Genomic DNA, 25664 nt, shown 5'->3' with positions numbered 1-25664 from the left:
CGGAGACAGGCGCAGCCGGACCGGACCGAGTAGCTAAACACAGAACGGAGGACGCTATGATTCACGGTGATATTTCCAGCAGCCGCGACACAGTCGGGGTCGCTGTCGTCAATTACAAAATGCCTCGCCTGCATACCCGGGCGGAGGTTCTAGATAACGCCCGCAACATCGCAAAGATGGTCGAGGGCATGAAAGTCGGCCTGCCGGGAATGGATCTGGTGATCTTCCCGGAATACAGCACCCACGGTATCATGTACGACCAGAAGGAGATGTACGAAACCGCCTCCTCCTGCCCTGGCGAGGAGACGGAAATCTTCGCCGAGGCCTGCCGCAATGCAAAGGTCTGGGGCGTGTTCTCCCTGACCGGCGAACGGCATGAGGAACACCCGAACAAGGCGCCCTACAACACGCTGATCCTGATGAACGACAAGGGCGAGATCGTCCAGAAGTACCGCAAGATCATGCCCTGGGTGCCGATCGAGGGCTGGTATCCGGGCAACTGCACCTATGTCTCGGAAGGTCCCAAGGGGCTGAAGGTCAGCCTGATCATCTGCGACGACGGCAACTATCCGGAAATCTGGCGCGATTGCGCGATGAAGGGGGCCGAACTGATTGTCCGCTGCCAGGGCTATATGTACCCGGCCAAGGATCAGCAGGTGATCATGTCCAAGGCCATGGCCTGGGCCAATAACTGCTATGTCGCGGTGGCGAATGCTGCCGGCTTCGACGGCGTCTATTCCTATTTCGGCCATTCGGCGATCATCGGTTTCGACGGTCGTACGCTCGGGGAATGCGGCGAAGAAGACATGGGGATCCAGTATGCCCAGTTGTCGACATCCCTGATCCGCGATGCCCGCAAGAACATGCAGTCGCAGAACCACCTCTATAAGCTGGTTCACCGCGGCTATACGGGCATGATCGGGTCCGGCGAGAGCGACAAGGGCGTGGCGGCCTGTCCGTACGACTTCTACAGCAAATGGGTTACGGACCCCGAAGGCACCCGCGAGATGGTCGAGGCGATGACGCGATCCACGGCCGGGACGGAGGAATGCCCGATCGACGGCATTCCGAACGAATCCACGGCGAAACATCGCTGAGTCCGAACGGACGGGGCGTGAACTCCCTCCGCCCCGTCCGGTCCCTCTTTTTTGAAGAGTAGTTCTATGTCTCTGGATGCGTATTTGATCGACGGGACCCCGTATTACCGGCCCGTCGCCAACGAGGTCGACCTGTTCGCCGCCGCCTATGACGCCCGGATGCCGGTCATGCTGAAAGGGCCGACGGGCTGCGGCAAGACACGGTTCGTCGAACATATGGCGGCGCGCCTGAAGAAGCCGCTGATCACGGTTGCCTGCCATGAGGACATGACGGCGTCTGATCTGGTCGGACGGTTCCTGTTGGATGCGGACGGAACCGTCTGGCATGACGGGCCGCTGACCCTCGCGGTGCGTCATGGCGGCATCTGTTACCTGGACGAGATCGTCGAGGCCCGGCAGGACACGACGGTCGTGATCCATCCATTGACCGACGAACGCCGTCTGCTGCCCCTGGAAAAGAAGAACGAACTGGTCCCGGCGCATCCCGATTTCCAACTCGTGATCTCCTACAATCCCGGTTATCAGAGCGTGGTGAAGGATCTGAAGGAATCGACCAAGCAGCGCTTCGCCGCCTTGGATTTTACCTATCCGGAACCGGCCGCCGAAGCGGAAATCGTGGCCCGGGAATCCGGTGTCGATGCCGCCCTGGCAGACACGCTGGTGGCGATTGCCGGGCGCTCCCGGAATCTGAAAGGCCATGGCCTGTCGGAAGGCGCGTCGACACGTACCCTGATCCAGGCGGGGCGTCTCGCCGGGCGGGGCGTGCCGCTGGCGGAGGCCTGCCGGGCGACCATGATCCTGCCGATCACCGACGATCCGGATCTGCGCGGCGCGCTGACCGAAACCGTCGCCGCTTGTATCGGATAGACGGCGATGGATCCGATCGGGGATCGCGCGGGCCGGCGTGACCGCCGGTTGGCCGCATTCGACAGGATCAGCGGTCCGACCTGGACCGCCGTTTACCGGCAATTCTCAGGTCCCGACCTCGAAAGCTGGACCGACCAGTTCGACCGGCTCTGCGCGACGTCGGGACCGACGATGGCGACAGCCTATGTTCACGCGTCCTTGACCTGCGCCCGCCATGTGTCGCCTGCCGCTGCGCTGATGTTGGGCACGCGCGCGCTGTTTCTGTGCCAGCCCGACAGTTCCGATCTGGCGCGGCTGCTTCTGGTCCAGTCCACAAAGGCCGTCCCGAAGCTTGAGCGGCCGGGGGACTTCACCGAGTGGTTGAGCGCGGTCGATGCGATCGTGTCGGCCGACGCCTCACTGTTGCGTCCGGTGCTCGACCGAATGGAAGGCTTGCTGTCCACGGTCGATGCCAAAGGGTTTGCTGCCTGGGTATCGGCCGGGCTGGTCTCGACGCGAGGGCGCACGGCTTATTTCCAGCTTTCCATCCCCCATGCGCGCCGGGTTCTGGATCAAGAAGCCGGGCAGGGCGGGCTGGACGCGGCGTCCGGCGCGATCAAGGCCTTCGCGACGGCGCTCTGGCGGGTCGAACCCGCCCTGCGTCCCGTGGCCGCCCCCGCGGATCTGCACACGCCGCGCCGGCCCGCCTTCGACGGCGCGGTGTTCTGGCTGCCGGATTCCTTCGGCGGGTTCAGCGCGGGTGAGGAGCGTCTTCTCTATTTTGCCGCCGTCGCTCATATGGGCGCGCATCTGACCTTTTCCGGCGCGCGCTTCGCCGTCGGCTCCCTTCGCCCGCTGCAGGTCGCATTGGTCTCGTTGATCGAGGATGCGCGGGTCGAAACCCTGGCCGCCCGTCGCTATCCGGGCCTTGCCCGTCTGTGGCGGCGGTTTCATGACGCCCGGCCGGAAGGCCCGAACATTGCCGACGGGTTGATGGCCAGATTGGCCCGCGCCCTGATCGATCCGGATTTCGACGATCCCAGCCCTTGGGTGCAAAAGGGCGTCGACCTGTTCCGGGAACGGCAAGGAAATCTGGAAGATCCGTCCCTGTCGCGCGAGATCGGCGGCATGCTGGGGAACGACCTCGGCCAGATGCGCGTCCAGTTCAATCCCAAGACCTATGTCGTTCAACCGCCCTATCGCGATGACGGGAACGGCTTATGGGATTTCGGCGACCCGCCGACTGATGCCGCCGCGCCGCAGGAGGAAATTCTGCTTTCCGTGCGTTTGACGCAAAAGGAGGAAACCGGCGGTAAGGATCGCAACGATACCGCGCCGGAAGAAGGCGAAGAGACGGCGCCGGTGCGGCCGGTGGAACCGGATCCCGATACCGGCATTCCGGTGGCGCGCTATCCCGAATGGGACCGGCGGGCGGAGCGGCTGCGTCCGGATTGGACGACCGTTCTGGAATACGGCTTCCGGCCGGCCTCTGCCGGGGTGATCGACGCGATCCTGGCGCGTTATCGCGATACCCGCGCCCGCGTCGCCGCGCTGGTCGATCGGGCGCGGGTCAGTCGTCCGGTCCGGCAACGCCGCCAGCCGGAGGGGGACAGGCTGGACATCGACGCCTGCATTCGCGCCGTGATCGACCGGCGTGCCGGGGCCGAGCCGGATCGCCGCGTTTATGAAGTGACCGCCCGTCTGCACCGCGATCTTTCGGTGCTGTTGCTGCTCGACATCTCGGAATCGACCAAGGACACAATCGCCGGGACAACGGAATCCGTCTTTTCGATCGAACGCGCCGCAGCGGCCCTGCTGGCGGACGCGATGTCGGCGATTGGCGATCCCTTCGCGCTTCGGGCCTTCTGCTCTGACGGACGGGAGGATGTGCGGATCTATCGTGTGAAAGATTTCGATATGCCCTTCGCCGCGGTGAGCCGCGCGCGCCTGGCGGCATTGAAACCCGGCCTGTCGACCCGCCTCGGTGCCGCCCTGCGTCATGCGGGGGCGGAAATCGCGGCGCGTCCGACCCATCGCCGGCTGATCCTGCTGGTGACGGATGGCGAGCCGTCGGACGTCGATGCGCCGGATCCGCATTACCTTGTCGAAGACGCTCGGAAAGCGGTTCAGGAGATCGCACGGTTGGGGGTGGACGTGTTCTGTGTCGGCCTGACCGGGGCAGGGGAGAGCCAGCTGAACCGAATCTTCGGACGTCGCAATATTCTGCATATCGACCGGGTCGCCGCCTTGCCGGATGTGCTGCCAAAGCTGTATTTTCGGCTGACGACCTAGGGCTTTCGGCGCCGCCCAGCGCCGATTTCTATGTCGGATTTACCTAAGCGTCTCAAGATTACGATAATAATCGAACTCGGCCCCGATAATAAAACTTCCGTGACCCCATTGGCCATTCACCCCGACTTGTATAATTTCATCCATGAGCACGGTGTCGGAGAATGCCGTCCGGGGTGATGAATAGGTCAGCAATGCTGTTCTAAACTGAATACAGTCGCCCCGATCTCGTTGGATATTACGGCCAGCTATTGGCCGCATTGCGTCGCGTTTAGAAAGAATTCGTGACCTAACGAGATAGCGGCGGCATGCCATTCGACCCGCATATATAGAAGGCGGGTGGTGTAACCATCGCAATGCCGAATGGGAGCGTGACGGAACTACATGGTCGCAAAGTCGATAATCGGTCGCTTTTCGCCCCGGCCTTCCGTCGCCGGAAACTTGAAACAGTCGCTACGCAACGTTCAAAAACCAAGGGGGTATCATGTCTGGTAGCTACAGGGACGAAATGCTGAATCGGATGGCGCAGGAGGCTCGGCGCGGCCGGCTGTCGCGCCGTGAGTTCATGGCCTATTCGGTGGCGGCGGGTCTGACCGCTTCCGCCGCGTCGGGGCTCTGGACGTCGAAGATCGCGAAGGCGGCGCCGCAGAAGGGCGGGACGTTCAAGGTCGGTCTGCACGACGGGAACACCAGCGACTCGCACGATCCGGGTACCTATCAATCCGTCGGTCAGATCCAGATCGCGCACGCGACCCGCAGCTATCTGACCGAAATCACGCCGGAAAACGGTCTCGGCCCGGACATGGCCGAAGCGTGGAGCGCGACGCCGGATGCCCGTGTCTGGACGTTTGAGCTGAACAAGAACGCGACCTTCCACGATGGCCGCAAATTCACCGCGAAGGACGCCGCCGCGTCGCTGAACTTCCATCGCGGCGAAAGCTCGACCTCGGCGGCGAAGTCGCTGCTGGCCGACGTGACCGACATCAAGATCGACGGCGACCACACGATCCATATCGAACTGGGTCAGGGTTCCGCCGACCTGCCGTGGATCATGACCGACTACCACCTGGTCATGCTGCCGGCGAAGGACGACGGGTCGGTCGAATGGGAAAGCGGCATCGGCGCCGGTCCCTACAAGATCGAAAAGCACGAGCCGGGCGTGGTGTCCGAACTGGTCCGCCATGAAGGCTGGCACCGTGAAGGCGCGTATTTCGACAAGATCGAAATCATCGTCCTCAACGACCCGAACGCCCGCCAGACCGCGCTGGTCACCGGCGACGTGCACGCTGTCACTTCGGTCGATCTGAAGACGCTGGCCCTGCTGGCGCGCAGCCCGAATATCGAAGTCGACAACGTGCCCAGCGGCTCGGCCATCACCCTGCCGATGCATTGCGACGTCGCGCCGTTCAACGACGTCAATGTCCGCCAGGCGCTGAAATATGCCTGTAACCGTCAGGAATTGGTCGACAAGATTCTGTTCGGCACGGGGACGGTCGGCAACGACTATCATGTTTCGCCCGGCATGCCCTACTACCCGGACCTGCCGCAGCGGCCATACGACCTGGACAAGGCGAAATATCACCTGAAACAGGCTGGTCTGACCGAACTGAACGTCGAACTGTCCGCCGCCGACAGCGTGCTGCCGGGTGCCGTGGACATGTGCGTCCTGTATTCCGAACACGCCAAGCCGGCCGGCATCAATATCAAGGCCGTCCGCGAACCGAATGACGGCTATTGGTCGGATGTCTGGCTGAAGAAGCCGTTCTGCTTCGTGAAGTGGGGCGCGCGCCCGACGCCGGACAACATGTTCACGCTGGCCTACAAGGACGACGCGGCCTGGAACGAGTCGCATTGGCAGAACGAGCGGTTCAACGAATTGCTGCTGCTGGCCAAGAAAGAACTGGATCAGGAACGCCGTTCGGCGATGTACCGCGAAATGTGCGAACTGGCGAAGGACGACGGCGGTACGGTGCTGCCGATGTTCACCAACTTCGTCTATGCCCGCGACAAGTCGGTGCAGCACAGCGGAAACCTGGCGTCGAGCTGGGAGCTGGACGGTGGCCGCGGTTACCATCGCTGGTGGTTCGCCAGTTAAGTGGTCTGCCCTATCGGCAGATACGCTCTCGCCGGAACCGGACAATCGGCGACCCTGCCGGGCATATGCCCGGCGGGGTCGTTGTGTCCGCAGCCGGCGTGCATTTAAACGCGAATGCCCTGCGAAGCGTTGGTCGAATCCGGGCACGGGCGCGTTTTAGCCCGACCGGTCCATGCCTGAAACAGGCATTCATAAAGGGGGTTAGTCATGGGGGACGTACTTGACATCATCGTCAAGCGCCTAGCACTGGGGGCGGTAACGCTTCTGGTGATTTCCATCATCATTTTCGGGATGGTGGAACTGCTGCCGGGGGATGTGGCGCAAGCCATTCTGGGGCAGGGTGCGACGGCGGAAAACCTGGCGGCGCTTCGGGCGCGGCTTGGATTGGGCGATCCCGCGATCGTTCGATATTTCGATTGGCTCGGGGGGGCCGTATTGGGCGATTTCGGCCGCTCGGCGGTGACCGATACGCCGGTCGGGGATTTGATCGGACCGCGTTTCGCCAATACGCTTTTCCTGGCCTGTTACGCGGCGGTCATCGCCGTGCCGCTGGCGATCACGCTGGGGGTCATCGTCGCGCTGCTGCGCAACACGATCTTCGACCGCGTTGCCAACGTCGCCACGCTGACCGCGATCTCGTCGCCGGAATTCTTCCTGGGCTACATCCTGATCCTGTATCTGTCCGTTAAGACGGGCTATTTCCCGGCGATCGCGAAGCTCAGTTCCGACATGACCTTCCTGGATCTGTTGCATCGAACCTTCCTGCCGGCGCTGACCATGGTTCTGGTCGTGGTCGCGCATATGATGCGGATGACCCGGGCGGCGATCATCAACCTGCTGGCCAGCCCGTATATCGAGATGGCCCGGGTCAAAGGGATGCCCGCCTGGAAAGTCATCGTGAAACACGCCCTGCCGAACGCCTGGGCGCCGATCATCAACGTGATCGCGCTGAACCTCGCCTACCTGATCACCGGGGTGGTGCTGGTCGAATTCGTGTTCGTCTATCCGGGCATCGGGCAGCTGCTGGTCGACAGTGTCACCAAGCGCGATTTCCCGATTGTCCAGGCGTGCTGTCTGATATTTGCCGCAACGTTCATCCTGTTGAACCTGGCGGCCGACGTGCTTTCGATTCTGACGAATCCGCGTCTGCGTCATAAGAAGTGAGGGGGGAAGGATGAACTATTTCGTAATCGGCTATTATGCGCTGTTGATCGGCGCATCCTGCCTCGCAGCGTTCTACGGAAAGAAGAGCGCGTTCCTGCTGCTGTTCTCGCTGACCCTGGTGTCCTTCATCGTCGGCATCATCGGCGGCGAGACCTGGCTGTGGAACATCACGATCGCGGCGGGCGTCATCGCACTGTGCGCCGGCACGGCCTATGCCTTCCGCGAATTCCTGGTGATCGTCACGCCCTATGAAACGTCGAAGGCCCTGGCGAAGGCGCCGTTGACGGCGTCTTTCGGGCTGTTCGTGATCATGACCTATGTGATCGCCGGCGTCTTCGCGCCCGTGATCGCGCCCTTCGGCGAAGCGGAAGTCATTTCGCAATCCTATGCCCCGGCGGACGAGAACATGCTGATGGGGGCGGACCAGCTGGGCCGCGACCTGTTCAGCCGCCTTGTCTATGGTGCGCGGAACACGGTCGGTCTGGCCTTCATCGCCACCACGCTCGCCTTCCTGGCCGGTACCATTGCCGGACTGCTGGCGGCGACGCGGGGCGGTTGGTTCGATCAGGCCATGGGTCGTTTGGCGGATGTGATCATGTCGATCCCGTCGCTGATCTTCGCGCTGCTGATGCTCAGCATCTTCGGCACGAACTTGTCGGTCCTGGTCATCATCGTCGCCATCATCTATTCGCCGCGTGTCTTCCGCCTTACGCGGGCGGTCGCCGGGAATATCGTGGTGATGGATTATATCGAGGCGGCGCGGCTGCGCGGCGAAGGCATGTGGTATCTGGTCCGCAAGGAGATCCTGCCGAATTCCACGGCACCGCTGATCGCGGAATTCGGCCTGGAATTCTGCTTCGTCTTCCTGCTGATCGCCGGCCTGTCCTTCCTGGGTCTCGGCATTCAACCTCCCACGGCGGATTGGGGATCGATGGTGCGCGACAACGCCACCCTGATCTCGTTCGGCGAGATCACACCGCTGATTCCGGCGGCCGCGATCGCGCTGTTGACCGTCGCCGTGAACTTCGTCGTCGACTGGATGCTGTACCGGTCGTCCGGCCTGAAGGAGTAATGACATGACTGAGAAGAAGAAAGAGGTGCTGCTTCAGATCAAGGGTCTGCGCATCGAAGGCTATTCGGACGATAAATGGACCGAAATCGTGCATGGCGTCGACCTGACGCTGCATCGCGGTGAGGTCATGGGCCTGATCGGCGAATCCGGGGCGGGCAAGTCCACGATCGGATTGGCCGCGATGGGCTTCGCCCGGGACGGCTGTCGGATTTCCGGCGGGTCGGTCGAGTTCGACGGGATGGAACTGACGACGACTCCCGAACGGGACCGGCGGGCGTTGCGCGGATCGCGCATCGCCTATGTCGCCCAGTCGGCGGCGGCGTCGTTCAACCCGGCGCACCGGCTGATCGACCAGCATACCGAAACGCCGACCCATTACCGCATCATGAAGCGGATGGAGAGCCAGGAAGACGCGATGCAGCTCTATGAGCGGCTGCGGCTTCCGAACCCGCAGGAAATCGGCTTCCGCTATCCGCACCAGGTGTCGGGCGGTCAGCTTCAGCGTGCCATGACCGCGATGGCCATGGCCTGCCGTCCCGATCTGATCATCTTCGACGAGCCGACCACCGCGCTCGACGTGACGACCCAGATCGAGGTGCTGCTGGCGATCCGCGACATTGTCGAACAGTTCAACACCGCGGCGATCTACATCACCCACGACCTCGCCGTCGTGGCGCAGATGGCGGATACGATCAAGGTGCTGCTGAAAGGCAATGAGGTCGAAGAAGCCGACACCCGTTCGATGCTGGCCAATCCCAGGGAGGATTACACCAAATCCCTCTGGGCGGTGCGCAGCTTCCAGCGGGATCAGAAGACCCGCCCGACCGGCGATGTCGCGCCGGTCGTATCGGTTCAGAATGTCGATGCCGCCTATGGCAAGACGAAGGTCCTGGACAATGTGTCCTTCGACATTCATGCGGGAATGACGGTCGCGGTCGTGGGCGAATCCGGATCGGGCAAGTCGACGACGGCGCGTTGCATTACCGGCCTGCTGCCGCCGACCAAGGGCAAGGTTCTGTTCAAGGGCGAGGAATTGCCCGCGAGCTATAAGAGCCGCAGCAAGGAACAGCTCCGCCAGGCCCAGATGATCTATCAGATGGCGGACACGGCGCTGAACCCGAAAGTCCGGATCTGCGACATCATCGGCCGTCCGGCCCAGTTCTACAGCGGTCTGAAGGGCGGTGAGTTGAAGAGCCGCGTCGACGAGTTGCTGGATATGATCGAGCTGGAGCCGTCGAAATACTATTACCGGTATCCGACGGAGCTGTCGGGAGGCCAGAAACAGCGTATCGGCATCGCCCGGGCGCTGGCGGCGAACCCGACCTTCATCATCTGCGACGAGGTGACGAGTGCGCTCGACCAATTGGTGGCGGAAGGTATCCTGAAGCTGCTCGACCGGCTTCAGAAGGAATTGAACCTGGCCTATATGTTCATCACCCACGATCTGGCGACGGTGCGTTCCATCGCCGACGAGGTCGTCGTGATGAAGCAAGGCCAGGTGGTGGAGCAAGGGCCGAAGAACGAAATGTTCACCCCGCCGCACCACCCCTATACCGACCTGTTGCTGTCGTCGGTCCCTGAAATGGATCCGGATTGGCTGACCCGCGTCGTGGACGAACGCGGCGTCGACAATATCGGCGAGGCGGCGGATACTTCCGCCTGATCTGTCCGGCAATCGTGTCGAGAGCGGCCCCGAACCGAAAGGTCCGGGGCCGTTTTCTTTAGACTTTGCGTCCGATCAGCGCCCAGCAGCGATGCGGGATGTCCAGCGGATCGTCGGGGTAGTCTTCGGCCAGAATGCCGGCCAGTTCGGTGTCGAACTTGCGGCAGGTCTCTTCGTCCAGGCTGGCGCGCACCCCGGCGCTGGCCTGAATGCGACCCCGCCAGTCCTCGTGGCTGTAGCGGACGGGCATGTCGAAGGAAAAGCTGCGCAACCCGTCGAACCCGGCCTGCGTCATGTCCACCGTCCAGCGGGGGTAGAGGCCGGTTCCGCCATGCATCGTCCAGGCCGGGTTATAGCGCCGGATCAAGGCCTCGGTCGCCGCGACGACATTGCCGTCGACCGGGATCCAGTCGAAATGGGCGATGACCAGATGGCCGCCCGATTTCAAGACCCGGTAGCATTCGCCAGCGGCCTTGGGGCGGTCGAACCAATGCCAGCATTGCCCGGCGGTGACGAGGTCGAATGTGGCCGCATCGAAGCTCAGCTTCTCGGCGGCACCGACGGTGTACTCCACCGCGATACCCGCCTCTGCGTCCAGGGCGCTTGCCTGTTCGATCAGGTGAGGGGCAGGGTCCAACGCGCGAACCTGCGCACCGGCCAGTGCCATCCCGCGGGCGACCGTGCCGGTTCCGGTCCCGATATCCAGGGCCGCGAGGCCGCGCTTCAGGACTCCAAGGCGGATCAGTTCCTCGAAGAACGCGTCCGGGAAGCCGGCGCGATGGCGGCCGTATTCCTTTGCGGTTCTCCCGAAATCGATCGTCTCGCCGAATGCGCGGGTGCCGTCGATGTCGATAGATGCCTCCCGCTCGCCGTCCTGGATCATGCTCGTTCTCCTACCGCTGAGGGAAATGCCGCGCGGCCGGCGGCAGCGCTGTAACCCGCTGCCTCAGGTCTTCGATGAACTGCGTCTCGGCACGGTTCAGCCGGGACGCGGGATTGGTCGCCAGAAAGATATCGATTTCCGGCGGATCGTCATAGGGCGGCAATTGCCAGAGCAGCCCGTCGCGCACATCCCTCTGCACGACATGGACCGGCAAGGGGCCGATCCCGACCCCTGCGATGATCAGCCGGCGCACCTCCTCCAGATGCGGGGACATGGCGCGAATCGTATCGTCCAGTCCGATGCTGGCGCGCAGCAGTGCGACCGGTCGCAATGCATCATGCAACTGGTCCGTGCTGAAGGAAACCGACGGTTCCCCGGTCAGATCCTCTAGCGTCAGATCGGTCCGCCCGAAATACCGGTGCCCCGGCCCGCAGAAGAAGCCGAAATGCTGACGGTAGAGATGGAAATAATCCAGTTTCGGATGCTGCTTGTGGACCAGGCAGACACCGAAACTGGCGCGCTTTTCCAGCACCCATCCGACCACCTCCGCGCTGGTCGCCACGGTGATGTCATAGGTGACCTGGGGATGCTTGGCGCTGAAATCCCGCAGGCTCTCATCGAAGGGCGGGAAAATGACGTGGCTGGCCATGCCGATGGCGATATGGCCGCGTACGGCTTCTTCGATATCCCGGACCGCGATGGTCAGTCGGGAGATCGATCCATAGATTTCTATCGCCTCGCGATAGAGCGTTTCGCCCGCGTCGGTCACTCTGAAATGCCCGGGGCCACGGTCGATCAGACGTTTTCCGATCCGGTCCTCCAGCCGTTTCAGGGCGTTGCTGACGGTCGGCTGCTTCAGCAGCAGGCGGTTGGCGGCGGGCGTTATTCCGCCTTCCTGCACGATCGCAACGAAGGTGCGCAGCAGGTTCCAGTCCAATTGCCGGGCGAGCCGTTCGCCCTCATCCGGTGCAAGATCGTTCATTCAGTCATTCTTTCAAACTATGATCAGGATTTCCATTATCTATTTGAAAAATGAATGGGCTTGCCGAAACCTGTCCTGAAGAACAAACGACCGCCGCATGACCCGGCGGCGGACAGGGGACTGGTTCGATGGCTTCGCTCGATCCGATGGACAATGCTTGGCGGCCCTGGCGGCTGTTGGCGCCGGCGCTCAGTGCCATCTTTCTGCTGCTGGTGGTTCCGGTCGCCTTCATCGTCGTCTATTCCTTCTGGCTGCGCACGGCGACCGGCGCGGATATCGCGGGCTTCCATCTGGACAATTGGATCGAGGTTCTGACCGATCCCTTCTATCGCGACATCATGGGCTTCACGATCTGGATCGCCTTTGCGACGACCGTGGTCTGCGCCGTCGCCGGTTACATCCCCGCCTATTTCATCGCGACGACCCAGTTCAAGCATAAGGCTTTCCTGCTGCTGCTGCTGATGCTGCCTTTCTGGATCAGCTACATCATCCGGACCATGTCCTGGATCAACATCCTGGGTTCCAGCGGTATCGTGAACGCGGCGCTGATGTGGATCGGCCTGACCGACGAGCCGATCCAGATGCTCTACAATCAATGGACCGTGATCGTCGGGCTGGTGCATTTCCTGCTGCCCTTCATGATCCTGAACATCTATGTCAGCCTTTATGGTATCGACCGGAACCTTGTCGACGCGGCCCGCTCCCTCGGCTGCACGGGTTGGCAGGCGTTCCGGGAGGTCACCTTGCCGCTTTCGCTGCCCGGGCTGGCCGCCGGTTCGCTGTTGTGCTTCGTGCTCGGCGCCGGCACCTACATCACCCCGCTGGTCCTGGGCGGACCGACGGATGCGATGTTCGCCAATCTGGTCTTCGACGCGATCATCACCCAGTTGAACTGGCCGCTCGGCTCGGCCCTGTCACTTGTCCTGCTGATCCTGCTCGGCTGTGTCGTCGCGGTCTATAACCGCTTCGCCGGCATGGGCCAGATCGCCAAGAGCTTCGGTTAGGGGGAGGGCGCCATGTTCACAAGCTGGAACCTGATCCGCCTTGGCACCGTGCTGATCTATCTGTTCATGTTCGCACCGGTCGCCGTCGTTGTCCTGCTGTCCTTCAACTCCAGCCAGTTCGGCTCCTTCCCGATGGAAGGCGTCAGCTTGCGCTGGTTTGAGGCGCTGTGGGAAAACCAGGCCATCGTCCGGGCCTTCCAGACCTCGCTGCTGCTGGGGGCGCTGACGGCGGTCATTTCGACCACGCTCGGAGTCCTCGCGTCGCTCGCCATGGTTCGGTACGACTTTCCGGGCAAGACGTTGATCGCCACCGCGCTGATCGCGCCGATCCTGGTGCCGGAAGTGGTGCTGGCCGTCGCGCTGCTGCTCTTCCTCGGCGCTATGGGCGTTCCGAAGAGCTTCCCGCTGTTGCTGGCCGGGCATGTCATCTTCACGCTGCCCTTCGTCATCCTGGTCGTTCAGGCGCGGCTGGTTTCCGTGCGCCGCGACTATGAAGAGGCGGCGATGAGCCTGGGCGCCGGGCCGATCGAAACCTTCTTCCAGATCACCCTGCCGCTGATTCTGCCGGCGGTTCTGGCGGGCGGCCTGTTCGCCTTCACCATTTCTTTCGACGACATCACCGGGACGCTGTTCTGGAAACCGGGCGGGGTGGAGACGGTACCGACGCAGATCTTTGCCATGCTGCGGAATTCGATCTCGCCGGAAATCAACGCCCTGGGGACCGTGATGATCATTGTCACCGTTGCCCTGCCGCTGCTGGGCGCCGCGGCCGCACGCCGCCTCGGGCGGAAGCAAAGGGGCTGACCCGCACATAAGAGACACGCCGGAACGGGATCCGATCGCACCCTCCGGCGGCATTGACAGACCGTACTGCGAAACACGCGATCGACATGGAGCAGAGGAGGCTTTGAGCACAATGGATACGACAAAACGTTACGAACGTTTGCTGGAGCGGTATCGCAACGGCGACCTGGAACGCCGCACTTTCCTGGGCCTGCTGGGTGCCGCGGCGGTGACCGCCGGCGTCACCGGCCTGCCGGTTTCGAAACTGACGCGCCACGCCATGGCCGCGAAGCCGGACCAGGTCCGCTTCGACGGTTGGGGCGGCGTCGTTTCCGAGGCCTTCCGGGAACATGCCTTCAAGGCCTATACCGCGAAGACCGGCATTGAGGTCGTCGACGGTACCTTCGGCGGTGCCGACGAATACATTTCGCGCGTCAAGGCCAGCCAGCCGGGCGAATTCAACATCGCCCACCTGTCCGGTGTTTTCGACTATGTGCGCTATCACAATCTGGAACTGTCGTCGGAACTGAACGAAGACAACATTCCGAACCTGAAGAACGTCATCACGGCGCTGCAGGATGTCCTGCGCAATGTCACCGGCGGCACGCTGTCGGCGGTGCCTTACGATTACGGCACGACCAGCCTGGCCTATAACCGCAAATACATCTCCGACGACGAGATGAAGGAAAAGGGCGCAAAGCTGCTGATCGATCCGGCCTATAAGGGCAAGATCGGCGGCTGGGGCGAATGGAAGACGCGCATCTGGTACGGCGCGCTGCAGACCGATCAGAACCCGAATGCCATCGAAAACATGGATGCCGTCTGGGACGCGATTCGCGAACACCGCGATCTGGCCCTGAAATACTGGGCGTCGGGCGCGGAGCTGATGAGCCTGCTGGCGGAAGAGGAAATCTACGTCACCGAAGGCTGGTCCGGCCGCATCAAGGCGCTGCAGGACGAAGGCCACGACATCGGCTATTACGATCCGCCGGGCGGTCTGGGCTGGCAGGAATGCCTGTTCGTGCTGAAGGGCAGCCCGATGGAAGCCTGCGAAGAGCTGCTGAACTTCATGCTGGAACCGGAAGTCGCGATCGCCGTGGCCGAGGGCCAGAACTATCCGCCGGCGCTCGACCCGACGAAGGTGAAGCTCAGCGACAAGGTCGCCGCGCTGCCGGCCTTCGATCCGACGGGCACGCTGTCGGGTCTGAATTTCTTCGATCCGCCTTACTGGAATTCCAACGAAGCCGAATGGTCCAAGACCTTCGGTCGGGTCCAGAAGGGCTATTGATCCCGAACGGGCGGGGGCCGGTGCGCCGGCCCCCATCCCGAACGGATGACAATATCAGGAGGGTACCGTGGGCGACGGAACGCAAACGGCGGTGGATCTGCAAAGCGTGGTCAAACGCTATGGCACGTTCACGGCGGTGCATGAGACGGACTTGGAAATACCGGAAGGATCGTTTCTGACCCTTCTGGGGCCGTCGGGCTGCGGCAAGACAACGACCCTGCGCATGATCGCGGGCCTGACCTCGATCACCGAGGGCGAAATCCGCATCAAAGGACGGCGGGTCAACGATCTGCCCATCCACAAACGCAATCTGGGCATCGTCTTTCAGAACTACGCCCTGTTCCCGCACAAGACGGTTTTCGAGAATGTCGCCTTCGGTCTGAAGTACCGCGGCGTCGCGAAAGCCGAAGCGGCGAAACGGGTCAAGGAGGCGCTGGAACTGGTGCAACTGCCGCAGATGGCGGACCGCATGCCCAGTCAGCTTTCCGGCGGGCAACAGCAGCGGATCGCGCTGGCCCGGGCCATCGTCGTGCAGCCGGATGTGCTGCTGCTGGACGAACCCCTGTCGGCGCTGGATGCCAATCTGCGTGAGGACATGCGGATCGAATTGAAGCGCATCCAGGACACGCTGGGCATCACGACGGTCTTCGTCACCCACGACCAATCCGAGGCGCTGGCCATGTCGGATCAGATCGTCGTGATGAGCGCCGGTCATGTGGAGCAGGTCGGCACGCCGGAGGAAGTCTATAACCGGCCGGCCTCCGAATTCGTCGCCAGTTTCCTGGGCAATTCCAACATTGTCGCCGCCTCCGTGACCGGCGTCGACGGCGGTGTGGCGAAACTGGAAGTCGACGGGCTGGGGCCCATTCTGGCCAGCGTGACGGGGGGACAGACCCTGAGCGCGGGACAGAAGGTCAAGCTGTCGATCCGCGCCGAGAAACTGGCGTTGAGCGATACGGCCGAAGCCGGGGCAGATGCGACGGTTCTGGACGCCCGCGTCACCACGGTGGATTATCAGGGACAGGTCGCGCGCTATTTCCTGGACGCGGGCGGGCGGCAGCTTCAGGCGATCAATCCGATCGACGAGCACCCCTTGAGTGAAGGCAAACAGGTTTCGGTCCGGATCCGGGCGCGCGATTGCGTCGTCCTGCCGGCTTAGGTCGAGGCATTAAATGAGCGAACCCCTGGCGCGACCGCCGTCGCATCTGTTTTATCAGACCCGCCAGCGCCGTCCGATGTTGGACCGGGGCGAGGGCGTTTATCTGTACGATACCGACGGCAGGGCCTATCTGGACGGGTCCAGCGGGGCCATGGTCGCGAATATCGGCCATTCCAACCCGAATGTCCTGGAGGCCATGCGCCGCCAGATGGAGAAGGCGACTTTCGGGTATCGCCTGCATTTCGAAAACGAACCGGCGGAGAAACTGGCCGCCCGCACCGCGCAATATATGCCGGACGGGCTGGACCGGGTCTTCTTCGTATCCGGCGGGTCGGAAGCCGTGGAAAGCTGTATCAAGCTGGCCCGGCAGTACACGATTGCCGTCGGCGAGCCGCAGCGCTGGAAGGTGATTTCCCGATTCCCCTCCTATCACGGCTCCACATTGGGGGCATTGTCGCTGACCGGCATGGCGACCATGTCGGCCCCCTTCGCGCCGATGATGCGGGAAATGCCGAAAATCCCCGCGCCGACGTGTTACCTCGACCGGGATGGCCTGTCGGACGAAGAACGCGGGCTGCGCTATGCCAACATGCTGCGCGACCGCATCCTGCAGGAAGGGCCGGAAACGGTCCTGACCTTCATCGTCGAACCCATCGGCGGCGCGTCGACCGGGGCGCTGGTGGCACCGGACAACTACCTGCCGCGCATCCGCGAGATCTGCGACGAGTTCGGTATTCTGCTGATCTATGACGAGGTCATGACGGGGGCAGGTCGGACGGGCCGGTTCCTGGGGGGCGATCACTGGCCCGACGCCAGACCGGATATCGTCGCGCTGTCGAAGGGCTTCGCGGCGGGCTATGCGCCGCTGGGGGCGATGGTCGCGGCCCGAAGGCTGGTCGAACCGGTCCTGGACGCGGGCGGCTTCATCCACGGCTATACCTATGCCGGAAACCCGCTGGCTTGCGCCGCCGGACTGGCTGTTCTGGACGAGATCGAACGGCAGGGCCTCGTCCACAACGCGGAAGCCATGGGCGGCAAATTGAAGGAGGGCCTTGAAAGCCTGATGCAGCGTTATTCCTTCATCGGCGATGTCCGGGGCAAGGGGTTGCTGCTGGCCTTCGAACTGGTCGCGGACCGGTCGACGATGGAGCCGCTGCCCAAGGGGCTGAACGCCCATGTCGAGTTGGTCGAGGAAGCCTACAAGCGCGGCCTGATCGTCTATTCCCGTCGCACGCGGGGCGGCATTGCGGGGGATCATTTCCTGGTCTGTCCGCCGATGATTGTCGACGACGGTCATATCGCGGAAATCCTGTCCAAGCTGGACGAATCCATCGCGGCTTTCGCGGCGAAGGCCGGACTGGACGGCGGCGCGTAATGGCCCGTTCCGTTATCATTACCTGCGCGGTCACCGGTTCGGTTCATACGCCAAGCATGTCGCCCCATCTGCCCGTCACCCCGGACGAGATCGCGGAGCACGCCATCGGCGCGGCAGAGGCCGGCGCATCCATCCTGCACCTGCATGCCCGCGATCCTGCGGACGGCAGGCCCAGTCCGGACCCCGATCTGTTCGGCGTCTTCCTGCCGCGTATCAAGCAGGCCTGCGATGCGGTGGTGAACGTCACGACCGGCGGCGGCGCGACCATGACGGTGGAAGAGCGCATGGCGGCTGCCCTGACCCACGCGCCGGAAATGTGTTCCCTGAACATGGGGACGATGAATTTTGGTTTGTTTCCCGCCCTGGACCGGATGCGGGACTTCCGCCACGACTGGGAAGAACCCTTTCTGGAATCGACCCGCGATTTCATCTTCAAGAACACGTTCCGCGACATCGAAACGGCCCTGGACCGCCTCGGCACCGGACTGGGCGTCCGCTTCGAATTCGAATGCTATGATGTCGGCCATCTCTACACGCTGAAACATTTCGTGGACCGGGGGCTGGTTCGGGCGCCATTCTTCATCCAGTTCGTGCTGGGCGTTCTGGGCGGGATCGGGCCGGAACGCGAGAACCTGGTTTTCATGAAGCAGACCGCCGACCGCCTGTTCGGGTCGGAATACGAGTTTTCGGTTCTCGGCGCCGGGCGTCACCAGATGCCGCTTGCCGCCGTCTCGCTGTCCATGGGCGGGAATGTCCGTGTCGGACTGGAGGACAGTCTGACCATCGGGCCGGGCAAACTGGCCGAAACAAACGCGGATCAGGTGCGCCAAGTCCGCAAGATCGCAGAGGGATTGTCGCTGGACATCGCAACGCCCGAGGAGGCGCGCCGCCGCCTAGATCTGAAGGGCGGCGACCGGGTCGCCTTCTGAAACCAGTCACTTAAGCGAAAGTTCGTATCGCCATGAAAGTCTTCTATCACGACGACCAAACCCTTCATGACCCCCAGACGTTTCTGGTCAGCGGCGCACCGCAGCCCAGTCCGGAGAAGCCGGAACGCGCGACGCGGTTGCTGCAGAGCGCGAAGAATGCCGGACTGACCCAGGTTTCGCCAGACGATTACGGGCTGGGCCCGATCGCGCGAATCCATACCCCGGAGTATGTTTCCTTCCTGTCCGGAATCTATGACCGCTGGCAGCGGATCGACGGGGCGTCGCCAGAAGTTATCCCGAACATCCATCCCGATCGCCGGGACGGGTCCTACCCGGCCTCCGCCGTCGGGCAGGCGGGCTATCATCAGGCGGATACCGCCTGTCCCATCGGGCCGAAGAGCTGGCAGTCGATCTATTGGAGCGCGAACAGCGCCGTCGGCGCGGCGCGCGCCGTGAAGGACGGGGAGGGCGCGGCCTATGCCCTGTGCCGCCCGCCCGGACACCATGCCTTCAAGGATCTGGCCGGTGGCTTCTGCTTCGTGAACAACTCCGCCGTAGCGGCGGCTGAACTGCTGACCCGGATGGAGCGGGTCGCGATCCTGGATGTCGATCTGCACCACGGCAATGGCACGCAGGGTGTCTTCTATGACCGCGCCGATGTGCTGACCGTGTCGATCCATGCCGACCCGGTGCGGTTCTATCCGTTCTTCTGGGGCCATGCGGACGAGCGCGGCACGGGGCTGGGGCTCGGCTACAATCTGAACCTGCCGATCCCGCGTGGCACAGCGGATGCGGAATACATGCCGGTGCTCGACCAGGCCGTCGCGCGGATCGAAGCTTTCGCGCCGGACGCCATTGTCGTGGCGCTGGGCCTCGACGGCTACGAAGGCGACCCGTTCGGCGGATTGAGCATCTCCACGGACGGTTTCGCGAAGATCGGGGCAAAGGTCGCAACGCTGGGCAAACCCACCGTTCTGGTTCAGGAAGGCGGCTATCTGTGCGATGAATTGGGCCTGAACCTGGAAAGCTTTCTGGACGGATACACCAACGGATGACGGAACGCAGCGATGTCTTGGTGATCGGCGGCGGGATTGCCGGGATCGGCGCCGGGGCGATGATCGCCGCGGATGCGTCGGTGCGGGTGCTGGAAAGCGAGGATGCGATCGGGCGCCATGCGACGGGCCGGTCCGCCGCGATCTTCATCCTGAATTACGGCAATGCGACCCTGCGCGCCTTGAATGCCGCGTCGGAACCGGTCTTTGAGAATCCGGACGGGATCGCCGACAGCACGGTTCTGACCCCGCGCGGCGAGATGCTGGTGGCGACCCATGAGGAACTGCCCGACCTGGAAGCCTATCTGGACGGCGCCGAGGCGATTGAGCGGCTGACGGCCCAGGAGGCGGTCGACCTGTGCCCCATTCTGCGCCCGGAGCTGATTGCCGGCGCGGCCATCGAACGCGACGCGCGGGACATCGATGTCGACCGTCTGTTTCAGGGGTATGCCCGCTTGCTGAAGGCACGGGGCGGCAGCGTTCATTGCGATGCCGGGGTCGGCGCGGTCGAACGGTCCAACGGCACCTGGCGCGTCACGACGGCCAAGGGCGATTTCGAAGCGCCTATTCTGATCAACGCCGCCGGGGCCTGGGCGGACAAGGTCGCCGCGTTGGCCGGTGTGACACCGGTCGGTCTGACGCCGTTCCGTCGGTCGGCTGCCATTCTGCCGCCGCCGGACGGTATGGACATTACCCGCTGGCCGCTGATCGCCAGTGCGTCGGAACAATGGTACGCCAAGCCGGAGGCCGGGATGCTGATGGTCTCCCCCGCCGAAGAGGATCCGGTGGAACCGCATGACGCCTGGGCCGACGAGATGGTTCTGGCGGAAGGTCTGTTCCGCTTCGAACAAGCTGTCACGATGGAAGTGACCAGGGTCGTGCGCAACTGGGCAGGACTGCGGACTTTTGCGCCGGATCGGACGCCGGTCGTCGGCTACGCCCCGGAAGCCGACGGATTTTTCTGGCTCGCGGGGCAGGGCGGATATGGTATCCAGACCGCGCCCGCGCTGTCGCAACTGGCGGCGGATCTGTGCAATGGACGAACACCTTCCCTGGCCGCAGAAACGGTCGCGGCCCTGTCGCCCCGCCGGTTCCGAGCCAACTGACCCAAAATGAGGAAACCCCGATGAGCGATATCAAACGCATCAAACCCGGCACCCGGATGAGCCAGGCCGTCATCCATAACGGCATCGTCTATCTGGCCGGCCAGGTCGGCACGCCCGGTGCCGACATTCAGACCCAGGCCCGCACGGCGTTGCAAAGCGTTGATGCCTTGTTGGCCGAGGCAGGCACCGACAAGTCGCGCCTGCTGCAAGCCACGGTGTGGCTGGCCGATATGAAGGATTTCGCGGCGGCGAACGAAGTCTGGGATGCCTGGGTCGAACCCGGCAATCCCCCGACCCGTGCGTGCGGCGAAGCAAAGCTGGCGACGTCGGATTACCTCTATGAGGTCATCATCGTCGCCGCCCTGCCGTAAAGCCTATAGTCGCATACCAACGGTTTGTGCAGACGGCGCCTTGTGAAAGGCGCCGTCCTGCATGATGGCCACAATGCGCTTGTGGTCCTGCAGGACGCGGACATCCGTGCTGGGATCGCCGTCGACCAACAGCATGTCCGCCAGATAGCCTTCCTTGATCATGCCCAGTTCGTGGCCCATGCCCATGATCTCGCCGCCCAGTTTGGTGCCGGCCTGGATCGCTTCCATCGGTGACATGCCGACCATTTCGACAAAATACTGCAGGTCCTTCGCGTTCGTCCCATGCGGGGTCCAGGCGAAGCCGTAATCGCCGCCGATCAGGACGCGGATGCCACGCTTGTGCATCTGGCGCATGGATTCGACCGCGTGTTCCAATTCCCGTTCGTAAGCTTCGGTCATCGGTGTGCCGGGCTTGATGCCATATTCGGCCGCGTTGCGCGCCGTGTTGATCAGCCAGGCGAGGCCGGGCGCTACGAAATGCTTGTCCTTGTTGGCCTCCAGCATGTCCAGCGTCTGCTCGTCGGTGAAGGACGCATGGTAGATGATGTCGATGCCGAACTTCACGCAGCGTTGGATCGATTCCTTGGACCGCGCATGGGCGGCCAAACGGCGGTGACGCCCCTTGGCTTCTTCGCAGGCGACCCGGACTTCCTCATCCGTGAACTGATTTTCCTCGGCACCCATGCCCGTGATTTCCTCACCGGACAGGTTGAGCTTGATCGTGTCGACGCCCCATTTCATCAACTCGCGCACCTTGCGGCGCATGTCCTCCGCACCGGAGACGACAATACCGAGATTGAGACCCTCATGCGGGATATGCGGCAGGGACGCATCGCCCAGCCCGCCGACCGAGGTCAGCTCCGGCCCGGCGGCGGTGTATCGCGGACCGGGCACCTTGCCCGACCGGATGGCGTCGCGGATCACCACGTCCAGGCGCGGTTTTGCGGCTGCCGCGCCATATCCGGCGGTGAACCCGGCATCCAGCAGCAGCTTCGCCATATAGACGCAGTTCAGCATATGCTCTTCGACCGGCATCATTTGGATGGGATTGATCCCGGGCGCGTTGTTCCAGCTGAGGTGCAAATGCGCGTCGATCAGGCCGGGCATCAGGGTCATGCCGCGCCCGTCGATGCGTTGCGAGCCGCCGTTGCTCTGGCTGTTCCAGCCGAAACCGCCGGAGCCGGATCGAGAGATCGACTTGATACGGTTGCCGGAAACGGTGACTTCGCCCGAATAGGGTTTCTCGCCCGTTCCATCCAGAACTCGGACATTGCTGAAGACGATTTCGGGCGCGCGTGGTGCACCGCCGCCGGATCCGCCCCAACCGCCGAAGCCATTGTCAGCCATGATATCTCTCCCTTCGTGGCGGCCGTTCTTTTATGCGGCCGCGTCCAAATGTTGCCGCAGCAGGTCCGCCGACCGTTGCGGGTCTTCCATTGTCATCCAGTGACCGATCCCGGAAAGGATCTCGACCGTTGCGCCGGTGATGCGGCGTTTCAACTCCTGCGCCATCGCAACCGGCGCAACCGGGTCGTCGCTGCCCGCGATCATCAGTGTCGGGCAGGCGATCGCGGCGTGGTCCGCCGCCTGGGCGCCGCTCAACGCCTCGCAATGGGCGGCGTAACCGGCGGGGTCCTGACGCATAAGGCTTTCGCGAACGAAGGCCGGTACAACCGGGTTCGCCTTGCGGGATGCGGCGGAGACGCTTGCCTGGGAAACGGCGTCGGCAATGCCGGTCATGCCCTTTTCCCGCGCTGCCGCGGCCCGGTCCTTCAATCCCGCCCGCGCCGCTTCCGGCGGTTCCAGAATGGCGCCGTATAGGGTCAGGCTGAGGGCCTGAAAGTCGCGGTCGGCCGCGAGATACTGACAGATCAACGTGCCCATGGAATGCCCGACCAGATGGGCCCGGGAAATTCCGGCGGCACGCATCATGTCCTTCACGTCCTGCGCCATCGCCTTCAGGCCAGGCTTGCCGGGGCGCAGTGCCGACCGGCCCGCACCGGGCAGGTCCGGGCGCAAGACGTCAAATCCGTTGAGGGCCGCCATTTGCGGCTGGAACGTGTTCGACGTGCCGCCCAGACCGTGGATCATCACCACGGCCGGGCCCTCGCCGCTGCGTTCCGCAATCATGCTGCCCATGCGGAGTTCGGCCATGATCAATAGGCCTCCACCGGGTTTTCCAGGATACCGATACCCGCGATCTCGACACGCACCGTGTCGCCGGGCGTCAGATATTTCGGCGGCTTGAAGCCGATGCCGACCCCGGCGGGCGTGCCGGTGGCGATCACATCGCCCGGCATCAAGGTGATCCCGTTCGAAATCGCCGCAATGATTGTCGGCACATCGAAGATCAGCAGTTTCGTGTTGGAATCCTGGCGAAGCTCGCCATTGACCCAGCACCGGACCGTCGTGTCTTCCAGGTCGATCTCGTCGGCGGTGACCGCCACCGGGCCCATCGGACAGAAGGTGTCCTGGGACTTGCCGATCAGCCACTGGCTGTGAATGCCCTGCAGATCGCGGGCGGTCACGTCGTTGACGATGGTGTAGCCCCAGACATGGGACAGGGCGTCTTCCTTGGAAATATTGCGTCCGCCCTTGCCGATGATGACGGCCAGTTCGGCCTCGTAATCGACCGCTGTGGTGACGCCGGCATCCACCTTCACCGCGGCTTCGTGCGGGATCACGCTTTCCGGCAGTTTGGAGAAGACAATGGGTGCTTCCGGCACCGCGCCCTTGGCGGCGCTGCTGTCAAAGCCGGAAGAGGCGAATTCATGGGCGTGTTCGAAATAATTCTTCCCGACGCAGAAGATGTTGCGGTGGGGGCGCGGCACCGGCGCGACCAGTTTGATGTCCGAGACGGACAGTTGTTCCGCTTCGGCGGGCAGGTCCGATCCGATCAGCGCCGCAACGCCGTCTCTGTCGGCGGCGCCTGCGGGAAGGGTCAACCGTGTCACCGTGCTGCCATCGTCCGATACGCGGCCGACATGGCGTTCCCCGTTCCAATCGAAGGTGGCCAATTTCATGCGTCTTATCCTTTCTCGTACAGATCGTCGGGGATCAGAATTGTGGCGCCGGTGGTTTCCCGGTCTTCGAGAGCCCGGTGAGCCGTTGCGGCGGCGCTGAGGGGCATGGTGCGGCCGATATCGACGCGCAGAACGCCGTTGCGCAGCGCGTCGAACAGGCGGCCCGTGATCGCAGACAGTTTCTGCGGCGTGTCGGTGTAGTGGCCGTAATTGGGGCGGGACAGGGTGACGGACCGGCTTGCCAGCGCGCCGATATCGCGCGGGCCGATATCGCCGGATGCCTGACCGAAGCTGACCAGATGCCCGCAATTCGCCAAGGCGGCGACGGAATGATCGAATGTGTCGCGCCCGACAGCGTCATAGATGACATCTGCGCCACGCCCTTGCGTCAGGTCGCGCACCTGCTTCTCCAGACTGTCGCGGCCCGGCAGGATGACATGGTGTGCGCCGGCTGCACGGGCGATCCGTGCCTTGTCCTCACTGCTGGTCGCGCCGATTACGGTCGCGCCCAAGCGATTGGCCCAACGGCAGAGCAATTGCCCGACGCCACCCGCCGGGGCATAGACCAGGACGGTCTCGCCCTCCCGAACAGGATGGACGCGGTGGAGCAGGAATTCGGCGCTGATCCCCTTCAGCAGGATTGCAGCCGCCTGCCGGTCATCCAGAAAATCGGGCAGCGGGAAAACCAGGCGGGCATCCATCGTCCGCACGCTGGCATAGGCCCCGACCGGCGGGCAGGCATATCCGACACGCTGGCCCGGCTTCAAATGCCGGACATCGGGTCCGATACTTTCCACCACTCCGGCTGCCTCCATGCCCGGCCCGCCGGGCGGTTTCAGCAGGTCGAAATAGCCGCTGCGGCAATAGACGTCGATGAAGTTCACCCCAATGGCCGTCTGGCGCAGGCGGACCTGACCGGGGCCGGGTGGCGGGGCGTCGACGGGCCGGGCATGCAGTTCTTCCGGTCCGCCGTGCCGGTCAATGACCATGGCCGTGCCGGGCAGGGACGCGCCGTTCCGGATGGCGGGCGCGGCGGGGCGTCCGACCCTCTCGACCCGTTGCCGGACGGCATCGAACCCGGCCTCATAAACGCCTTCGGCGACCAGCTTTGCCAATTCGTTCTCGCGGCCCGTCGGCGTGCCGAAAGTAGACGTCCAGGACCAGAAGGTACGGTTGCCGTCCGTGACCGGTTTCAAGGCGATTTCGGCGACATAGTTCTGCAGCGGTACATCGGAATCGACGATGCAGTAGCGCAATCGCTTGTCCTTGTCGGACAGGGACAGCAGCCGTTCGCGGATGCGGTCGCCGGATTCCAGGCTGAAATTTCGGACCGCGCCGATCTGATCGGTGCGGCGCCCGTCTTCCAGATCGCTGCGGCGGACGGCCGGGTGCCAGCTTTCGTGACCGTTGAAATCGCGCAGTACATTCCAGACCGCCGATATCGGCGCGTCGATTACGGTGCTGCGACGGACGGCGACCATGT

Annotated in this window: 22 protein-coding genes; 16 read left to right on the top strand and 6 right to left on the bottom strand. The window is 63.3% G+C overall.

Going from position 1 to position 25664, the window contains the following annotated elements; genetic code table 11:
• Positions 1-56: 56 nt before the first annotated feature.
• From ACO06O_RS00625 to ACO06O_RS00595, 7 genes are all read left to right on the top strand, one after another.
• Positions 57-1097, top strand: a complete 1041-nt coding sequence (locus tag ACO06O_RS00625; RefSeq protein ID WP_420416041.1) for an aliphatic amidase — start codon at positions 57-59, stop codon at positions 1095-1097.
• A 66-nt stretch (positions 1098-1163) separates the two neighbouring features.
• On the top strand, positions 1164-1964 hold the full coding sequence (locus ACO06O_RS00620; RefSeq protein ID WP_421875231.1) for a CbbQ/NirQ/NorQ/GpvN family protein: 801 nt from the start codon (positions 1164-1166) through the stop codon (positions 1962-1964).
• Positions 1965-1970: 6 nt separating this feature from the next.
• The gene (locus tag ACO06O_RS00615) at positions 1971-4235 is read left to right on the top strand and encodes a nitric oxide reductase activation protein NorD (protein WP_421875229.1); all 2265 of its coding nucleotides are present in this window, start codon (positions 1971-1973) and stop codon (positions 4233-4235) included.
• Between the two features lie 481 nt (positions 4236-4716).
• Positions 4717-6327: an ABC transporter substrate-binding protein gene (locus ACO06O_RS00610; RefSeq protein ID WP_421875226.1), complete on the top strand. Its 1611-nt coding sequence runs from the start codon at positions 4717-4719 to the stop codon at positions 6325-6327.
• Between the two features lie 207 nt (positions 6328-6534).
• Positions 6535-7491 (top strand): ABC transporter permease, encoded by a 957-nt coding sequence (locus ACO06O_RS00605; RefSeq protein ID WP_421875223.1) that lies wholly within the window; start codon positions 6535-6537, stop codon positions 7489-7491.
• 10 nt (positions 7492-7501) lie between these two features.
• Entirely contained in the window at positions 7502-8563 is a 1062-nt protein-coding gene (locus ACO06O_RS00600; RefSeq protein ID WP_420416046.1) for an ABC transporter permease, read from the top strand.
• Positions 8564-8567: 4 nt separating this feature from the next.
• Positions 8568-10226 carry an ABC transporter ATP-binding protein gene (locus ACO06O_RS00595; protein ID WP_421875221.1) on the top strand — a complete coding sequence of 553 codons (1659 nt, stop codon included), beginning with the start codon at positions 8568-8570 and terminating at the stop codon, positions 10224-10226.
• A 58-nt stretch (positions 10227-10284) separates the two neighbouring features.
• Here ACO06O_RS00595 and ACO06O_RS00590 read toward each other — a convergent pair whose 3' ends face one another.
• Entirely contained in the window at positions 10285-11109 is an 825-nt protein-coding gene (locus ACO06O_RS00590) for a methyltransferase domain-containing protein (RefSeq protein ID WP_421875218.1), read from the bottom strand.
• Between the two features lie 10 nt (positions 11110-11119).
• Positions 11120-12091, bottom strand: coding sequence for a LysR family transcriptional regulator (locus tag ACO06O_RS00585; protein WP_421875216.1), 972 nt, complete (start codon positions 12089-12091; stop codon positions 11120-11122).
• A gap of 128 nt (positions 12092-12219) precedes the next feature.
• Here ACO06O_RS00585 and ACO06O_RS00580 point away from each other — a divergent pair, with 128 nt between their 5' ends.
• The 9 genes from ACO06O_RS00580 (at position 12220) to ACO06O_RS00540 (ending at position 21158) form a co-directional block, all read left to right on the top strand.
• Entirely contained in the window at positions 12220-13095 is an 876-nt protein-coding gene (locus tag ACO06O_RS00580; RefSeq protein ID WP_421875214.1) for an ABC transporter permease, read from the top strand.
• A 12-nt stretch (positions 13096-13107) separates the two neighbouring features.
• Entirely contained in the window at positions 13108-13899 is a 792-nt protein-coding gene (locus ACO06O_RS00575; RefSeq protein ID WP_420416051.1) for an ABC transporter permease, read from the top strand.
• 112 nt (positions 13900-14011) lie between these two features.
• A complete protein-coding gene (locus ACO06O_RS00570; protein ID WP_421875212.1) occupies positions 14012-15166 on the top strand; it encodes an extracellular solute-binding protein in 1155 nt (384 codons plus the stop codon).
• A gap of 67 nt (positions 15167-15233) precedes the next feature.
• Positions 15234-16325: an ABC transporter ATP-binding protein gene (locus ACO06O_RS00565; RefSeq protein ID WP_421875208.1), complete on the top strand. Its 1092-nt coding sequence runs from the start codon at positions 15234-15236 to the stop codon at positions 16323-16325.
• Between the two features lie 13 nt (positions 16326-16338).
• Entirely contained in the window at positions 16339-17700 is a 1362-nt protein-coding gene (locus ACO06O_RS00560; RefSeq protein ID WP_421875206.1) for an aspartate aminotransferase family protein, read from the top strand.
• A complete protein-coding gene (locus ACO06O_RS00555) occupies positions 17700-18629 on the top strand; it encodes a 3-keto-5-aminohexanoate cleavage protein (RefSeq protein WP_421875204.1) in 930 nt (309 codons plus the stop codon). Before ACO06O_RS00560 ends, ACO06O_RS00555 begins: the two co-directional genes overlap by 1 nt.
• Positions 18630-18661: 32 nt before the next feature.
• Entirely contained in the window at positions 18662-19684 is a 1023-nt protein-coding gene (locus ACO06O_RS00550) for a histone deacetylase family protein (protein ID WP_421875202.1), read from the top strand.
• Positions 19681-20787, top strand: a complete 1107-nt coding sequence (locus ACO06O_RS00545) for an NAD(P)/FAD-dependent oxidoreductase (RefSeq protein WP_421875200.1) — start codon at positions 19681-19683, stop codon at positions 20785-20787. The genes ACO06O_RS00550 and ACO06O_RS00545 overlap by 4 nt, the downstream gene beginning before the upstream one ends.
• Before the next feature lie 20 nt (positions 20788-20807).
• The gene (locus ACO06O_RS00540) at positions 20808-21158 is read left to right on the top strand and encodes a RidA family protein (protein WP_421875198.1); all 351 of its coding nucleotides are present in this window, start codon (positions 20808-20810) and stop codon (positions 21156-21158) included.
• 3 nt (positions 21159-21161) lie between these two features.
• Here ACO06O_RS00540 and ACO06O_RS00535 read toward each other — a convergent pair whose 3' ends face one another.
• From ACO06O_RS00535 to ACO06O_RS00520, 4 genes are read right to left on the bottom strand one after another with little or no spacing between them, the layout of a single operon-like run.
• Positions 21162-22505: an amidohydrolase family protein gene (locus ACO06O_RS00535; protein WP_421875196.1), complete on the bottom strand. Its 1344-nt coding sequence runs from the start codon at positions 22503-22505 to the stop codon at positions 21162-21164.
• 30 nt (positions 22506-22535) lie between these two features.
• Complete coding sequence (locus ACO06O_RS00530) at positions 22536-23312, bottom strand: alpha/beta fold hydrolase (protein ID WP_421875194.1); 777 nt, start codon at positions 23310-23312, stop codon at positions 22536-22538.
• Between the two features lie 2 nt (positions 23313-23314).
• Positions 23315-24181 (bottom strand): fumarylacetoacetate hydrolase family protein, encoded by an 867-nt coding sequence (locus ACO06O_RS00525; RefSeq protein WP_421875192.1) that lies wholly within the window; start codon positions 24179-24181, stop codon positions 23315-23317.
• A gap of 5 nt (positions 24182-24186) precedes the next feature.
• A complete protein-coding gene (locus ACO06O_RS00520; protein WP_421875190.1) occupies positions 24187-25662 on the bottom strand; it encodes an SRPBCC family protein in 1476 nt (491 codons plus the stop codon).
• Between the last annotated feature and the right edge of the window lie 2 nt (positions 25663-25664).

Source organism: Pacificispira sp., assembly GCF_965228185.1.
Classification (GTDB): domain Bacteria; phylum Pseudomonadota; class Alphaproteobacteria; order UBA8366; family Aestuariispiraceae; genus Pacificispira.
The sequence above is the reverse complement of the archived record's forward strand: the minus strand, read 5'-3'. Positions and strand labels throughout refer to the sequence as shown.

Coding starts and splice junctions, on each gene's coding strand:
- ACO06O_RS00625 (WP_420416041.1), top strand. CDS start 57: ATGATTCACGGTGATATTTCCAGCAGCCGCGACACAGTCGGGGTCGCT.
- ACO06O_RS00620 (WP_421875231.1), top strand. CDS start 1,164: ATGTCTCTGGATGCGTATTTGATCGACGGGACCCCGTATTACCGGCCC.
- ACO06O_RS00615 (WP_421875229.1), top strand. CDS start 1,971: ATGGATCCGATCGGGGATCGCGCGGGCCGGCGTGACCGCCGGTTGGCC.
- ACO06O_RS00610 (WP_421875226.1), top strand. CDS start 4,717: ATGTCTGGTAGCTACAGGGACGAAATGCTGAATCGGATGGCGCAGGAG.
- ACO06O_RS00605 (WP_421875223.1), top strand. CDS start 6,535: ATGGGGGACGTACTTGACATCATCGTCAAGCGCCTAGCACTGGGGGCG.
- ACO06O_RS00600 (WP_420416046.1), top strand. CDS start 7,502: ATGAACTATTTCGTAATCGGCTATTATGCGCTGTTGATCGGCGCATCC.
- ACO06O_RS00595 (WP_421875221.1), top strand. CDS start 8,568: ATGACTGAGAAGAAGAAAGAGGTGCTGCTTCAGATCAAGGGTCTGCGC.
- ACO06O_RS00590 (WP_421875218.1), bottom strand. CDS start 11,109: ATGATCCAGGACGGCGAGCGGGAGGCATCTATCGACATCGACGGCACC.
- ACO06O_RS00585 (WP_421875216.1), bottom strand. CDS start 12,091: ATGAACGATCTTGCACCGGATGAGGGCGAACGGCTCGCCCGGCAATTG.
- ACO06O_RS00580 (WP_421875214.1), top strand. CDS start 12,220: ATGGCTTCGCTCGATCCGATGGACAATGCTTGGCGGCCCTGGCGGCTG.
- ACO06O_RS00575 (WP_420416051.1), top strand. CDS start 13,108: ATGTTCACAAGCTGGAACCTGATCCGCCTTGGCACCGTGCTGATCTAT.
- ACO06O_RS00570 (WP_421875212.1), top strand. CDS start 14,012: ATGGATACGACAAAACGTTACGAACGTTTGCTGGAGCGGTATCGCAAC.
- ACO06O_RS00560 (WP_421875206.1), top strand. CDS start 16,339: ATGAGCGAACCCCTGGCGCGACCGCCGTCGCATCTGTTTTATCAGACC.
- ACO06O_RS00555 (WP_421875204.1), top strand. CDS start 17,700: ATGGCCCGTTCCGTTATCATTACCTGCGCGGTCACCGGTTCGGTTCAT.
- ACO06O_RS00550 (WP_421875202.1), top strand. CDS start 18,662: ATGAAAGTCTTCTATCACGACGACCAAACCCTTCATGACCCCCAGACG.
- ACO06O_RS00545 (WP_421875200.1), top strand. CDS start 19,681: ATGACGGAACGCAGCGATGTCTTGGTGATCGGCGGCGGGATTGCCGGG.
- ACO06O_RS00540 (WP_421875198.1), top strand. CDS start 20,808: ATGAGCGATATCAAACGCATCAAACCCGGCACCCGGATGAGCCAGGCC.
- ACO06O_RS00535 (WP_421875196.1), bottom strand. CDS start 22,505: ATGGCTGACAATGGCTTCGGCGGTTGGGGCGGATCCGGCGGCGGTGCA.
- ACO06O_RS00530 (WP_421875194.1), bottom strand. CDS start 23,312: ATGGCCGAACTCCGCATGGGCAGCATGATTGCGGAACGCAGCGGCGAG.
- ACO06O_RS00525 (WP_421875192.1), bottom strand. CDS start 24,181: ATGAAATTGGCCACCTTCGATTGGAACGGGGAACGCCATGTCGGCCGC.
- ACO06O_RS00520 (WP_421875190.1), bottom strand. CDS start 25,662: ATGGTCGCCGTCCGTCGCAGCACCGTAATCGACGCGCCGATATCGGCG.